This window comes from Methylobacterium sp. E-065 (assembly GCF_022829605.1).
In the GTDB taxonomy this organism is placed as follows: Bacteria; Pseudomonadota; Alphaproteobacteria; order Rhizobiales; family Beijerinckiaceae; genus Methylobacterium.
On sequence record NZ_JAKSYD010000009.1, the window covers coordinates 1 to 14,061 of the forward strand.

Annotated in this window: 15 protein-coding genes; 11 read left to right on the forward strand and 4 right to left on the reverse strand. The window is 62.5% G+C overall.

Annotation, left to right across the window (positions count from 1 at the left end):
• The first annotated feature begins 504 nt into the window (after positions 1-504).
• Together MKK84_RS00450 and MKK84_RS00455 are read left to right on the forward strand one after the other, a co-directional pair.
• Positions 505-1,251 carry a Crp/Fnr family transcriptional regulator gene (locus MKK84_RS00450; protein ID WP_243916071.1) on the forward strand — a complete coding sequence of 249 codons (747 nt, stop codon included), beginning with the start codon at positions 505-507 and terminating at the stop codon, positions 1,249-1,251.
• Positions 1,248-1,493, forward strand: coding sequence for a hypothetical protein (locus MKK84_RS00455; RefSeq protein WP_243916072.1), 246 nt, complete (start codon positions 1,248-1,250; stop codon positions 1,491-1,493). The genes MKK84_RS00450 and MKK84_RS00455 overlap by 4 nt, the downstream gene beginning before the upstream one ends.
• Positions 1,494-1,542: 49 nt before the next feature.
• Here MKK84_RS00455 and MKK84_RS00460 read toward each other — a convergent pair whose 3' ends face one another.
• Complete coding sequence (locus tag MKK84_RS00460) at positions 1,543-1,719, reverse strand: hypothetical protein (protein WP_243916073.1); 177 nt, start codon at positions 1,717-1,719, stop codon at positions 1,543-1,545.
• A 394-nt stretch (positions 1,720-2,113) separates the two neighbouring features.
• Between MKK84_RS00460 and MKK84_RS00465 the strand changes: the two genes are divergently transcribed.
• From MKK84_RS00465 to MKK84_RS00490, 6 genes are all read left to right on the forward strand, one after another.
• On the forward strand, positions 2,114-2,767 hold the full coding sequence (locus tag MKK84_RS00465) for an AAA family ATPase (protein WP_243916074.1): 654 nt from the start codon (positions 2,114-2,116) through the stop codon (positions 2,765-2,767).
• A 7-nt stretch (positions 2,768-2,774) separates the two neighbouring features.
• The gene (locus MKK84_RS00470) at positions 2,775-3,122 is read left to right on the forward strand and encodes a ribbon-helix-helix domain-containing protein (protein WP_243916075.1); all 348 of its coding nucleotides are present in this window, start codon (positions 2,775-2,777) and stop codon (positions 3,120-3,122) included.
• Between the two features lie 276 nt (positions 3,123-3,398).
• Positions 3,399-3,581 carry a hypothetical protein gene (locus MKK84_RS00475; RefSeq protein WP_243916076.1) on the forward strand — a complete coding sequence of 61 codons (183 nt, stop codon included), beginning with the start codon at positions 3,399-3,401 and terminating at the stop codon, positions 3,579-3,581.
• A gap of 122 nt (positions 3,582-3,703) precedes the next feature.
• On the forward strand, positions 3,704-4,561 hold the full coding sequence (locus MKK84_RS00480; RefSeq protein WP_243916077.1) for a site-specific integrase: 858 nt from the start codon (positions 3,704-3,706) through the stop codon (positions 4,559-4,561).
• Positions 4,562-4,918: 357 nt separating this feature from the next.
• Positions 4,919-5,635 (forward strand): helix-turn-helix domain-containing protein, encoded by a 717-nt coding sequence (locus MKK84_RS00485; protein ID WP_243916078.1) that lies wholly within the window; start codon positions 4,919-4,921, stop codon positions 5,633-5,635.
• Positions 5,636-5,747: 112 nt separating this feature from the next.
• Positions 5,748-7,769 (forward strand): autotransporter domain-containing protein, encoded by a 2,022-nt coding sequence (locus MKK84_RS00490; protein ID WP_243916079.1) that lies wholly within the window; start codon positions 5,748-5,750, stop codon positions 7,767-7,769.
• Positions 7,770-7,989: 220 nt separating this feature from the next.
• Here the strand turns inward: MKK84_RS00490 and MKK84_RS00495 are convergent, their stop codons facing one another.
• Positions 7,990-8,487, reverse strand: coding sequence for a hypothetical protein (locus tag MKK84_RS00495; RefSeq protein WP_243916080.1), 498 nt, complete (start codon positions 8,485-8,487; stop codon positions 7,990-7,992).
• Positions 8,488-9,838: 1,351 nt separating this feature from the next.
• Between MKK84_RS00495 and MKK84_RS00500 the strand changes: the two genes are divergently transcribed.
• On the forward strand, positions 9,839-10,486 hold the full coding sequence (locus MKK84_RS00500; RefSeq protein WP_243916081.1) for a hypothetical protein: 648 nt from the start codon (positions 9,839-9,841) through the stop codon (positions 10,484-10,486).
• Positions 10,487-11,023: 537 nt separating this feature from the next.
• Here MKK84_RS00500 and MKK84_RS00505 read toward each other — a convergent pair.
• Positions 11,024-11,479: a hypothetical protein gene (locus MKK84_RS00505; RefSeq protein ID WP_243916082.1), complete on the reverse strand. Its 456-nt coding sequence runs from the start codon at positions 11,477-11,479 to the stop codon at positions 11,024-11,026.
• Between the two features lie 141 nt (positions 11,480-11,620).
• On the reverse strand, positions 11,621-12,202 hold the full coding sequence (locus MKK84_RS00510; protein ID WP_243916083.1) for a recombinase family protein: 582 nt from the start codon (positions 12,200-12,202) through the stop codon (positions 11,621-11,623).
• A 316-nt stretch (positions 12,203-12,518) separates the two neighbouring features.
• On the opposite strand from MKK84_RS00510, the gene MKK84_RS00515 reads away from it, so the two are divergent.
• Together MKK84_RS00515 and MKK84_RS00520 are read left to right on the forward strand one after the other, a co-directional pair.
• Entirely contained in the window at positions 12,519-13,169 is a 651-nt protein-coding gene (locus MKK84_RS00515) for a TetR/AcrR family transcriptional regulator (protein ID WP_243916084.1), read from the forward strand.
• A gap of 244 nt (positions 13,170-13,413) precedes the next feature.
• On the forward strand, positions 13,414-14,061 hold a 648-nt coding region (locus MKK84_RS00520), incomplete at its 3' end, for a DUF4142 domain-containing protein (RefSeq protein ID WP_243916085.1).

The following is a 14,061-nucleotide window of genomic DNA, read 5'->3' on the forward strand; positions in this document are numbered from 1 at the left end:
GTGACAACGGGTAGAAGCTCTCGGGATTCCGCATCAGCGCCTGCTGCATGGGAGTTGCCTTGTGGGCGAGAGTACGACGTACCCGTCCAGAGGGCAATTCTCGAAGCAGCGCTGGCGCACGTCGACGTTCCTGCAGGGTCAGCGGCCAGCTGCGCTCGGACCATCGCGGTGACAAGCGGACATCCATGCCAGCGACCAGAAGGGCTTATCCAATCAAAAGACGGGATTGATGGAATTCATCCTCGACTGCTTCGCATATCGGAGGATACGGCATTGAAGTTCTGGCCAAGGCCATGTTGATAGCCGTGACTGCGCTGCGAGGTCGAAGCAGCTTGCAATCAGAAGCTGAGCATTTTGCGACCAAAATTGCTTCATAAACCTGTCTTTTGACAGAATGCCGCAGCAATAATGCTCTATGATAGGGAACATCATCGGCGGATCCGACACAGGCGCCGATGACTGGGAGAGCCGCGCGCTTCCGCCTGCGATGCAAGGCAGAGCCACATGAACGCAGCCCCTGACCAGCACACCCTGGGCATGCTCATCCGTAAGCTGGAGAGCATCGCCACCCTCTCGAATGCGGAGCGTCAGGCCATCCAGAGCCTGCCGGTGAGGATCCACAACCTCGACGCCCGGCAGGACATCGTGCGCGACGGCGATCAGCCCACGCACTGCTGCCTCATCCTCGATGGATGGGCCTGCCGCTACAAGATGCTCAGCGAGGGCAAGCGCCAGATCCTGTCATTCCACGTCTCCGGTGACGTCCTGGATCTGCAGAGCCTGCACGTTCCCACCATGGATCACAGCATCGCCACGCTGACCAAGGCTGTCGTAGCCTTCATCCCGCACGAGAGCCTGCGGGAGCTGACGGTGCGCCACCCCGGCCTCGCGGCCGCATTCTGGCGCGACACGCTGATCGACGCGGCGGTCTTCCGCGAATGGCTGGTCAGCATGGGCCGTCGCTCGTCCTTCGAGCACGTCGCGCACCTGTTCTGCGAGCTGTACCTGAAGCTGCAATCGGTGGGCTTGGCTGGCGATCACCGCTGCCCGATGCCGATCACTCAGACCGATCTCGCCGACGCGCTCGGGCTGACGCCCGTGCACATCAACCGCGTGCTGCAGGAGATGCGCGGCCGGACCCTGATCACGCTCCGGGGCCGGATGCTCGTGATCGAGGCGTGGGATGAACTTCTCCGAGCCTCAGAGTTTGACCCAACGTACCTGCAGCTGGAGAAGCGAGCGGCCGGATGACCCTACGCCTGCAGCCCGTGCAGGTCGCCACGGGCAGCTACGATACCGAGGGTCAGCTGGTTTTTGCTGACGGCTTCCTCGTGGCGGTGTTGATACGCCTCTCGGACGATCACGATGACTTGGCCGGGATGTGGTTCCTGGAGGCGGGCTTCGGGCGGGTTGTCACCATGGAGCTACCGCTGTTTGCCGACCTCGACAAAGCGCAGAACTGGATCGAGCAGCGGCTGGCACACGCGGCTTGAGCCTCGGGTTTGGATCCACTCAGCCACACCGATCGGCGGTGAACCAAGGTCAGGCTCGCCGAGCCCTGGTGTAGGTTAGGAAGGCAGAGATCGCCGCCGCGTTGAGGCAGAGCCCCCAGCCGTAGGCGGTGATCGACTGGCCGCCGATTGGCTGGCCGATATGCCCAAGGCCGACAAAGGCCCCGAGGACGGCAACGCCCGCGAACTGGATGGCGAGTACGATCATGATGCCTCGGCGGGTTTCGTGTCGGGCACGACGTCACCCTTGAAGGCTTAACAAGCGAGAAGGCGCATGCTTCCTGCGGCCGGGCAGCGCTAGGCAGGGAGCTATCGCAGCTTGCTTACCCCGCCCACAGCGGGCACCGGCCGGGCGGCCATACCATCACGGCTCGCCCGGTCGCTCCATTCCTGATTTGCGGAATTCCATAAACACGAAATGCCTGAAAACCTGAAACCTTGAACGCTGGCAGTCCGCATCCCAGGTGTTGAGGGTTGGCTGAACCACGGGCTTCCTACTCTCCCGAACGCCTGAGCCCCGCACGTCAGGGAATGCTTAACCCCTCCTTTCCATGATACCGGGGCTCGCGAAGCGCTGAACTGCTGAAGCCAGGAAAGCCCGAATGCATGTGATCCTGGTCGCCACGCAAAAAGGTGGTGCTGGCAAATCAACCCTCTCGGCTCACTTCGGAGCGCTCGCTGACCGCGAGGGCAAGACGCTGCTGGTTGATGCCGATCCGCAGGGCTCGCTCATGGGCTGGTATCAGAGCCGGAACGCCGAGACGCCGCTGCTGGTGCAGGCTGACTCCAACAACATCAGCGGGATCCTCGACGCCGCCGCGGCCGAGGACGTCGAGTGGGTCATCATCGATAGCGCCCCGCACAACGCGCCTCTGATGGCCGCCCTGATGGCCCGCGCCAGCGTCACGGTCGTTCCGGTGCGGCCTGGCCCGTTCGACCTCCGTGCAGCCGGCGCCACGCTTGAGATGGCCCGCGCGCTTAAGGCGCCGATCGCCTGCATCATCAACGCGGCGCCGCCGATCACCCGTGAGAACGAGACCTCCATCGTCGCCGAGGCCCGTGCCTTCTTGGCGGGGATGGATGCGCCGGTTCTCCCAGGCCAGGTCTCGCAGCGCGCTAGCTTCTCTCACGCCCTCATCACGGGGCAGGCCGTATCCGAGTACGAACCGGATGGCCGTGCCGCCGCCGAGATCTCTGCCATGTGGTCGGCCGTGACCGAGCTGGCCCGCGCCTTCCCCCGTACCAAAGGATCCTAAGGCCTCGATGTCCAAGCCCGCCCGCGGTTCGCTCGCCAGCATGGCTGTTCCCAAAGCCGTCACGCCCCCGCCAGGCCCGGCGCCGGCTGTCGCCGTCTCTGCCACTGAGGTAACCCGAGAGGCCGTGGTGCAACCGGTCGGGCCGACCCCACGCCGGGCGCCCGCCGACATGAAGACGGTTCAGGTTCGCATCAACAAGCAGGGGTGGCGGGCCCTGCGCGATCTCGCGTCGGACAACGACACCAGCCTTGAGGCCCTAATGGTCGATGCGTTGAACGACGTGCTGTTGAAGAACCAGCGCCCGCCGATCGTGCAGCGCCGGGTTGGGGAGCGCGGTCAGGAGCGGGAGGAGTAGCCCATCCCGGGCGCTTCCCTGTTTCAGGCTTCCCACTGATCCGGAACTCCGCTCTACAGTTTTTCAGAGTTTCAGGGATTACGTCATTCAGCGATTGCGGGCTTCACGGTTTCGGCGTAGCTTCCGATAAATGATTTCTCGGAAGTTTGATAGGGTTGGGAAACGCTCCTGGCGGCATTACCGGATCTGCCGTTGGAATGGCGGACGACAGCTCGGCGCTGGGTCGTCAAAACGATGGCGAGGTCCTCGATGGAGGATGTTCCTCCCGGACAGCGAATGTACGTCGTCAGCGTGGTCGGGCGATCCATGCGCGCCCAGGGCGCGACACTGCCCGACGGCTGGGAACGAGCACTCTCGCTTCTGTGCGGCTGGGGTGATCCAGGCGAGACCATGCAAGAGACGACCAACACGGGGATGACGACAAAGATCGAGACGCGTGAGCGAGATGCCGATGCCTGAAGTCATTCCGGCCGAGTTTCACGACCACGCCGTTAAAACTGCCGGCCGAAGCCGCCGCGATCGTCCGTGCCTATCAGCAGGCTAGCAAGGCGGACTCTACCGTCCGCGCCTACCGATCCGACGTGCGGGTGTTCCAGGCCTGGTGTGAGCGGTTCGGGTTCCGATCCCTGCCGGCGAGCCCTGAGGCCGTGGCGGGCTTCCTGGCGCATGAGGCGGATGCTGGACGCTCCGCATCGACCGTCGGCCGGCGGCTGGCCGCGATCAGGTACGGGCACAAGCTGGCGAAGGTGCCCGACTCGACGGACGACGAGGACGTGCGGGCGACCATGAAGGGCATCCGGCGCCGGATCGGGACCGCGCCGAACCAAAAGGCCGCCGCCACGGTGGACGTGCTGCAGATGCTGTTGGCGAGGACGCCTGACACCCTTACCGGCAAGCGCGATCGGGCGCTGCTGGCGCTGGGGTTCGCGGGCGCGTTCCGCCGGTCTGAACTCGTAGCGCTCGACGTGGAGGACCTGCGCGAGGATCCGGAAGGCCTGCGCGTCATGGTCCGCCGGTCGAAGGTCGATCAGGAGGGCAGGGGGTTCGAGAAGGCGATCCCAACGGGGCGCTACATCCAGCCCGTGCGCCTCGTGCGGGAATGGCTCGATGCGGCCGGCACCACGTCCGGCCCGGTGTTCCGACCCGTGTCTCGGTCGGGGAATGTCCGCTCCCCAGATCCGGGGACCGCAAAGCTGCCCCGCCTCACGGACCGATCCGTCGCCAACATCCTGCAAGCCTACTGCACAGCTTCCGGTCTCGATGCCTCTACCTTCGGGGCGCACAGCCTGCGGGCCGGCTACATCACGACGGCGGCCGAGCGGGGCGCCGATCTCGCGAGGATCATGGATCAGTCTGGCCATCGGGATCCGAGGACGGTGGTCGGCTACATCCGGCGGGCGAATGCTTTCAAGGACCACTCAGGAAGCGGGTTCCTTTAAGATGCCTTCCCGGCATCAGACCCAAGACATCAATCGCGATCGGTTTCAGTATCCTCACTTTGTTGCGCCGCCTTTGTGACAGGACTTGCGTCAATATTAAAATGCGTTGAGACTTAAGATACGAGTGATGACCGCCTGAAACTATGGTCTTTACCTAGAAGGTTCGGCCTCACATCACTGGAGCCACGGAGGAAACAGGTGTCCGAGCTTGGGCGCTTACTGGGTAGGGTCAGTCTGAAGACGTCAGATCCGCTGACCTATCTTCACACTAGCGCACGCTCGGGTTGGGCGGGCGCCATGCTGACTCACATGAAAACCTCACAGAGTGGTAGCTTCGAAGGCTGCTGGAACAGGATTATGCTCAGCTACCGTCTCAGTGAGGGTGGCAACTTCTACGACTACGACCCCGATGGACGCCTACGACTCTCGACGGCGCGGCTCCGGATATGGCCACCCTACGAGGTAGCGAGGGGGGCATGGAACGAGAGCAGCGAGACGGTCAATTTATTCATAGCACCTCGCTTCTGTGAGATGGTGCTTGGTCACCCGCTCGTCAGCGGCAAGATTTACTACCACGCTGAGTTCACGCGGCACGACCAGATTATCGAGACTCTTCTCAGGGTGCTGCTCATCGATAGCCTGACTGGCAACCCCTCCGGACCCACGCTTGGCGATGGTATCGTATCGGCAATCGTCCATCGTCTCGACGAAGCGTCGGGCTTCGTCTCGATACCGACGAGCGTCTTGACCTATAACGACAATCAGGTGCGACGCGCCAAAGCGTTCATTGAGGCCAATCTGGCTTCGAAAATGACGTTGGATCGACTAGCGGATGTGGCGGGACTGAGCACGCGTCATCTGTGTCGTGCTTTTAAATCCGCTACGGGCTCGACACCGTCCCACTACATCCTGCTGCGGCGCATCGAAGAGGCGAAGGCCCTGATCCTGGAGGGCCACCTTTCACTCTACGAAATTGCTGTCCAAACGGGCTTCGGACACCATCGCCACCTCTCAACAGCATTCCATAACGCGCTCGGCCAGACACCGTCACAATTTCGCAACAGCCTACGCTGAGTATGCGATCCGTGTCTTGATCTCGGAAATCGCGTCCAATCTATGGATTTACTGCTGAATAATATTTCGACAATTTCTTCACACAGAACAAACAACAATCGTGGGGGAAAACATGAAGATGAGCCTTATTCGCGCGCTGCTGACCTGTAGCGCCCTGACTGCCGCGACACCGGTTCTTGCGCAAGCGCTTGATCCGCTACTCCCCAGTCTAAACACGGCAATGGCGCCCACATTCCCCGCCTCCGTGCCTAACAACGGCCAACCGCTGACGCAAGTTCAGTCTATCACCGGCTTCGGCACAGTCTACGACTTCGGTTCAAGTTCCAGCGACACGCGCAGCACGACGCCCGTGTTTCCAGGCTATGGTAATCGCTTCTCGAACGGCAACGCCATTTATGTGGAGTTACTATCGCCGCTGATCGGGGCCTTCAACCGATCTGGTTCGACGACTCCACTTGCCACACCGACCCCGACGAACTTCGCCCAAGGGGGCACTACTTCGGCCACAGCCCTCCCGCAGATCGGGCAGTTCAGCGCCGCCTACGGTCGCTTTGCGCCGAACGACATCGCCATCCAGTTCTCCGGCATCAACGACTTCAGCGGCGGCGGCATCACCGCCGCGAATGTGAACACGGTCTCCGCCCTCGACGTGGCCAACCAGATCAAAGGCGTCGGCCAACTTATCAGCTTGGGCGCGCGCAACGTCGTCGTGCTCAACCTGCCCGATTCCGGCACATTCAACTTCTTCACCCGTAATCTCGGGGCAAACACCAGTGATCCAGCGGCACTTACGGCTGGGAGCAGGCTCGTCGATGCCGGGCTGGAGGCCGGTCTCACGGTCCTACACGCTCAGACAGGTGCTAATATCCACTACTTCGACACCAATCTGCTGGTTAACGAGATCCGGGCTAATCCGACTGCCTATGGCTTCTCGGCGTTCGGAGTTCAGCCTAATGTCAACTGCGTCTCTTTGCTGGGGACGACTCCTGCATCCTGCCCGGCAAACGCCAATTTCGCCGTACAGAACCAATTCCTGAGCTGGGATGGCATCCACTACACCAACCGGTTCCACGAGATCTTGGCGCAGACGATCGCCAATCAGCTGATCGCCCCATTCACGATCGCCCCGCAGGGCGAGATCGCGGCTATCGGTGCGCAGTCATTCGCGTCGAGCCTTCTTCTCCGCCTGGACGCCTACCGGTCGCTGAACACGCCGCAGACGGTCCCAACGGGATACACGGCCGATCTGCCCGGGCAGCCGCCGCGTGTCATTCCCACTGCGATCCTACTCGGCAATCCAGTCTCGCTTTTCGCTGAGGGGGGGTACGCCACGGGCGGCCGTGACAGCCGAGTCGGTGCCCCGAGCTTCGACTACGACTTCGCGAACGTGACCGTGGGTGCGGAGTACCGGGCCACCCCGAACCTGCTGCTCGGAGCGGCCTTCAACTACGGCAATCCCTACATCAATCTGACGAGTCTCGGCTCGGCGGGCGCCACGCAGATCAACGTGGACACCTACCAAGTCGGCGGCTTCGCCTCGTTCAACTACCCGAACTGGTACGCCGATTTCGTCTTCGGCTACGGCTTCAACCAGTATGACACGACACGGGCGGGCATCGTCGATCAGCTTCAGTCAAGCCACAGCGGCAATACCTTGGTCGCCGCGGGTAAGTCGGCCTACCTGTTCGACTTCGGTCCATTCCGGATAGGTCCGCTCGGTGTCCTGACCTACACGAAGGTTTGGATTGATGGCTACACCGAGCACGGCGACCCGCTGTTGACACAGTCGGTGCGTGCGCAGAGCTTCGATGAACTGAGCGGCGGTCTCGGCATCCAGATCCGGGCGCCGTTCGAGATCTTTGGCCGGATCATCAACCCCTTCCTGAACGTGACAGCCGAGCACGACTTCTTCAACGGCAACCGCACCATTACGACGGCTCAGACCTACGCCCTTGATCTGCCGATCAACACACGGATCAGCGGCTATGATGGGCGGACCTACGGCAAGGTCGCCGCGGGTCTGAGCGTCGATTTCGGCGGCGGCTTCAGTGGCATGATCAACGGAGCCGCGACGTTCGAGCGGGCGAACGGCGACGACTACTCCGTCAACGGCGGCTTCCGCTATCGGTTCTGAAGAAGGTTGATCCTCTATCTTTAAAGAAAAGTCCGGTCGCAGCATTGCGTGACCGGACTTCGCAACAAGATTAATCAACCGCTACCTTATTGCCTTGATTTCACTCCCACGGCGCTGGAGCACCCTTCAGCATCGCGTCGTAGTCGGACGCGAGTTGATGCAGGGTTGCCGTTGCCCAGTACGCCACGGCGCGCGGATCAGGCTGTGACGTCGATCTCTTTCATAGCATCCCCTCGCGGCGCATGACGTCAGTCGCCCATTCGATGCGGGCTTGATTGACCGGCTCGCCGGCCTCGATCTGGCGCAGCACGCCGATGACGCCTTCCAACTCCTCGTCGGTCATGCGCTCCGGACCGGGTTTCAGGTCGGGGTACAGGTTCTCCAGCCGCACCATGCGGGCCTTCAGTGTCGTGGACATAGCCGGGTCGCCGGTACCTTTGAGAGAAGGAAGATCGGGAAACAGAGCGAGCTGGCGAGGCGGGAGAAGGGAAGGGGGAAGCCCCGCCCGGGGCATATGTAGAACCGTAGAGCGAGAAACGTTGACGCGACAAGGGTTTGGTTGCTTGAGAATGAACTCGGCGCTCTCTTCCATGATCTCGGCGACGCGGCTCTCGTAGCGGTGAGGCGTCAGCATACTGTCGTGCACCGGCAGAACCGGGATACCGACCGCGATGCAGCGCCGGACAGCCCGCACGGTGATCCGGCTGTCGATATTCATCAGCGCAATGCCACGGTCGGCATGCAGGTATTCCGCGATCGGCGCATTGCGGCGCGCGAGGGCAGCGAGGAGGTCGGCGGTTTGCGCCCTGGAGAGCGTCCAGCTGGGCTTGTTCGCCCCAGCTGGGCTTGTTCGCCAACGCTGCGATCGTTCCCTGGGGGGTCTTGGTGTTCAGGGCGACGTTGAAGGCAAGCTTGCCGTGCTCACGCGAAAACTCACCCGTCTCGTAGGCGTCACCGTCGAGACGGCATCCGCATAACGCGTAGAGCAGCGAGGGATGCAATTGCGCGAAATCTGGCTCGACCACCGGCTCGCCATCGATCTCAAGGCGACGGCGCCAACGGCTGGGTAGGTTCTGCCACCAGCCGAAGGCGCGTCCGCCCATAACGAACGAGCGGCGATTGAAGATACGGTAGAGGGCGGCCACGGTCGGACGGTAATAGGCGCCGTCGACGATGATGTGGTGGCGCGAGCGGACGACGTCAGGCCCGTGAAGTTCCACACACAGGGACGCCAAGTCGGCATTAATCGCCCGCAGTTCGCGCGTCATCCGTATAGTCGCGTCCGTATCATCATAGTCGACCAAGTTCCCATCCACGTCTTTGAGGAGGATCAGTCCGATCGACTTGTGATGAAACTCGACGCTGGAGCAGGCTTCCGCCAACTTTGTTGAAGCACGGAAGCGCGACTGCCAGCCCAGGTGGCCGGGCGATGCACGTTCCTCTTCAATCAGGCTCTGCTGCAGCAGATCCTCGACCGCCGACAGTACGTTCGTGTAGGTGAAAGCGGTACCGTGATAGCGGCGTCGACCGGTATAGAAGGCCTTGCGGCGGGAATACGAAACGTAGCGGCCCTCTTCGTGGGCGAGCATAGCTTCCGCGATGATGTGTTGGCGCGCGATCTCGCGATCTGTGCTCTGCACCGATGTGAACACCGACGGCTTTATCGTTTCGTCGGTCCGCGGCCGCCAATGGAATGTGAGGGGACGGTCGCGTTCGGTAGGCGGTTCGACACCCCGTTCGAGAGGCCACAACCATCCATCCGGCTGCGCCATTGATCGATCCTAGCGGACGTGTGCGGTTCACGTTCCTAACTTAGACCGAACGTTTGTTCACGTCTTGTTCTACGTAAGGGTCTGTGGATATCTCGCCGTGGTGCGCATATCCCGATTGTGTCGTTGGCCACTCGCAAAGGGCTAGGACGACGTGCCGTCCCGGATGTCCCTACGAAAACACGTCCTTTGATGGAAATTCAAAAACGATCTCCGATCGCCACGTGATTTCGTATAATCTTGAAGCTGACGTCCTTGCTCATCGTTCGGCGTGGTCCGCGCTCCCCGCGCGAGGCGAGGATGTTTTGGGGGCATGACACCATGGGTGGATACGGCAGTGGGCGTTGGGGCGGCCGCCCGACCACCGACGACGGGCTGACGCTCGACCTTCCCCGCCTGCTGAAGCAGCGCAACTTCGTTCCCGGACGCGTGTTAACCGGCACGCTGACTTGGACGAACACCCGCACCGCCGTTCGCATCGGCTCGATCGGTTTCGAGAGCCACCTCGATCGCGAGACCGGCCGCGTCCGCCTGCACTACACGATCACCCGCCAGAGCGGCGAGACGCACCTCTCGGACTACTGGATCCAGCTAGAGACGACGTCTCAACCCTTGGGCGGCCGACGTTGGTGGTTCCTCTGCCCCAAGCTCGGCACCCGTGCCGCAAAATTGTACCTCCCGCCCGGCGCCCTGACGTTCGCCTCACGCAAGGCCCACCGCCTCGCCTACCGGTCTCAGCGCGAGACACCCCAGGACCGCGCGCTCTCCCGTGCGTTCAAGCTGCGCCGCCGCCTCGGAGCCGACGGCGGCATTGGCGATCCGATCCCGAAACCGAAGGGTATGCGGTGGGCCACGTTCGAACGCGAGATGGATCGGGTCTGCGACGCCGAGACCATCTGCAACGCCAACCTTGTCGCGTTCGCACGCAAGCTCGGGCTATCCATCTGAGTTTAGAGCCTATTTTTATGCCTCGGCCGCCGTACCGTCGTGTCGAGCTGCTCGTTCGCGCAAGCTCGGCCGTCCCTTCGACGAACGCCGGCACGGGTGTTCGCGGGCGCTTGGACGATGAAGATCGAGTCACGGATTGGAAAAGCCTCGATGCGAGGCAGGCGTCTCAGCGCCACCCGGTCAAATGGACGACGACGTCATTGCAGCCGTGATTGACGGCGAAGCCCTTTGCCCAGCCATCTTTGGGGGGCCTACAGGGACGCGGTTGAGGGCTCAGATGCCTCAGCACAAACTCACAAATAGCTCAGTGCTTTGAGGGCATCACACCACACGCACTGAAGCTGCTGGGACCCCTATCGCCGCGACCCACGTCCTCAAATCGAAGCCGATCGAAGCAAAGCGCATCAGGCCGAAGCGGCACCGACGCTCTCGGATGTTCGTACCTGTTCGAAAACGCTCGAAAATGTTCTCTGCACACCTGTGCACCTGGGGTGCGATGCATTTCCTACGAGGTAAGGCCGTGCCGGCGGCACCGACCTAACCGAATAGGTCGAGCTGCCCAACCGTTCGAAGGCGGTCTGAGCGCGGACGGAGGACCTCACGCCGGGGTTTCGACGCGAGGATGACTGGCAGACCGACACCCGGCTTGCCGTAGAGCACGGCTCCGACGATCCGGCAGCCGTCGCCCCGGTGGAACACGTTCGCCGTGTAGGGCCCGGCACGCAGGATCTCCTGCATCAGCTCCTCATCCACGCTCAGGTCAGACACAGTGGCTAGGAGGCAGGTCAATCCAGCCGCCTCGATGGCGAACGACCGGAACTCGGCGGCGCGCTGCCGCCAGACTTGGCGCACAGCTCCGGCGCTAGTCTGTGCGAACGGATTAGGCGCCGCCTTCGTCGCCGCATCGGCGACGAAGGCCGCGATCACGTGTCGTTCGGCGATGTGCATCGCCGCGAGCAGGGAGGCGGCGAGCTGGCGTCGGCTGATCGGCATGGCGCTCCGGTTGTTCCCACCCAACTCACGTGCGGTCGCTTCATGGGGGAGGGCGACGGCGTGGGTGGAGTGCGATGCGCGTCATTACAAAGAGACGATCGATCTTGGGAGGACGCCAGGACTACACCGATCGAGGACGGCTCAGACCTTGGCGACGGTGCTGTTGGCGCGGGCACGTGGGAAGTAGCCGTAAAAAGTATCTCGGTTGACCCCGAGCCGCTTGGCGATGTCGGCGACGCTGATCGTGCCGGCTGCCAACAGGGCGCGGGCGACGTCGAGGTCGGCATCGGAGAGTTTCCTCGGCCGGCCGCCCTTGCGGCCTCGGGCCAACGCCGCCTTCAAGCCTTCCATGGTGCGCTCGCGGTTGAGGTCGAGGAAGTACTCGGCCATAGCGCCGTGCATCTGCAGGGCGAAGCGGCCGTGGGCGGTAGCGCTGTCGAACTGCTCGGTGAGCGAGCGGAAGTGCACGTCCTTCACCCGCAGCCCGTCGATGGTGCGCATCATCTCGACGAGTGAACGGCCGAGGCGGTCGAGCTTCCACACCACGAGCACGTCCTCGGGTCGGAGGTAGGCGAGCGCCGCCTCGAACTCCGGTCGCTTGGTCCCGGCCTTGCCGGACTTCTTCTCCTCGAACAGACGCTCGCACCCGGCCTTGGTCAGCGCATCACGCTGGAGGTCGAGGTTCTGATCGAGGGTGGAGACGCGGGCATATCCAACGAGCATGTCGGGATAGTGCCAAAACCGCGTTTATACGGCAATAGAAAAGCCGATACGTTTCTCCGACAAAAATGGGGCTGTTTGGGATGGCTCAGGTCTGACTCATTCAGATCGTCGGAAAAACGGTCATATATCCGACATCAACGAGCTATGCGTTGGTGTGGGCAAACGGGTTGATCCTTGGTAACCGTCAGCTCGACGGGTGATTTCGTTTGTGCCTTCCAAAGGCCAAGGTCTTCTCCGCTGTGCCTCTGCATAAGGTTCGAAAAACTCGGGCTACGCATTCCAACGGCACTTCGGACGAGACAGCAGAAGAACGACGATGACGATCAACGATGCGAAGCCGCAGCGGCGTCTCGGGCGCCCACCGCGCGGGACCGAAGGCGAGGTCACGCTCCGCATCCTCGACGCGGCCACGCAGGTGTTTCTGTCCGAGAGCTTCGACGCCGTCAGCATCGACGACATTGCCTCCGCCGCCTGCATCTCGAAAAAGACCTTCTACACGCGGTTCGCCTCAAAGGGCGATCTGTTCGAGGCCTTTGCCGTCCGCTTCATCGAAGAGCGGATCCAGCCCGTCGAACAGATCGACCTGGAAAAGATGTCAACGGCCGAGGCCCTTCACGACATCGCTGCTGGCATCCTCCGGACCGTGTTGTGTCCAGACGTGGTCGCGCTCCAGCGCAACGTCATGGCTGAGGCAATTCGGTTTCCCGAACTGGCGCGATCGCTCGAGGATTTCGGTCAGTCTCGCATCGCCGCCATTGTCGAACGGTGCCTTGAGGAGGGCGTCCGCCGCGGGGAGATCCAGGTGAAGGACATCCGCTTCGCGGCCAGCTATTTCGTGACAGCCATGGTCCGGGGCCCGTTCCATCGAGCGACGATCGGACTGGAGCGGCCCGAGTTCAGCCACGTCAAGCACGATAATCTGAAGCGCGCGCTCGACCTCTTTCTGAGCGGCTGCCTACCGCGCTGAAATCAAGCCGCCATCGGAACCAGACGGTCCCCTTCTGCTGACAGTCTAATACGGCTAAGCTTTCGAGCATCATGTCAGGTCAGGGCTGGACGTGGTTCCAGATGGTGCGATCACAGAACATCGATTGCGGCCTAGCTTTGGCTCATTTCGCACATGCGAAAGTTTTTCGGAACCGTGGCGTATCATTGTTGTTGTGCCACGCGACGAGCCGATCCGGCATCCGTCCCCAGCGAGGACGCCAATCATGAAGACCCTTTCGCGTATCACCATCGCCCTGTTCTTGGTTGCCGCCGCCGGCTCCGCTTCGGCCCAGGATTTTGGCCTCGGCGTCGCGTCGCCCGCTGTCCCTGAGGTAAACACCGGCGTGTTCCGCGCTGAAGCCCTGCGCGGCGACGCCTACAGCATAGAAGCTAGCCGGATCGCGCTCGCCCGCTCGAATAATCCCAAGGTCCGCGCCCAAGCTGACCGGGTAATCACCAACCGACAGGCCACCACCGACGCGCTGCTGCCGCCCGGCACCTCCCTGACCCTCGGCGGGATCGTCGTCGCCGACGCTGGTCGCGGCTCCATCGCTTCACCGCTGGGCCTGATCACCGCCCCGCTGACCATAGCCGGCGGCATTGTCGGCGGCGTGACCGGCGTCGTCGACAACCAGCCGTCCGAGCCGGGCAAGCGCGTGGCACTCGATCCCGCCCGGCAGAAGAAGCTCGCCGACCTGAACGCCACCCGCGGTCGCGCCTTTGATCGCACCTACACCGGCCAGCAAGCCGCTTCTGATGCCGAGACGCTGCGCCTCTACAAAGCATACGCCCAGACCGGCGACAGCGCCCAGGGCCGTCAGTTCGCGCGTCAGGCGACGCCGATGTTGCAGGATGAGTTCGACGGCTCTGCC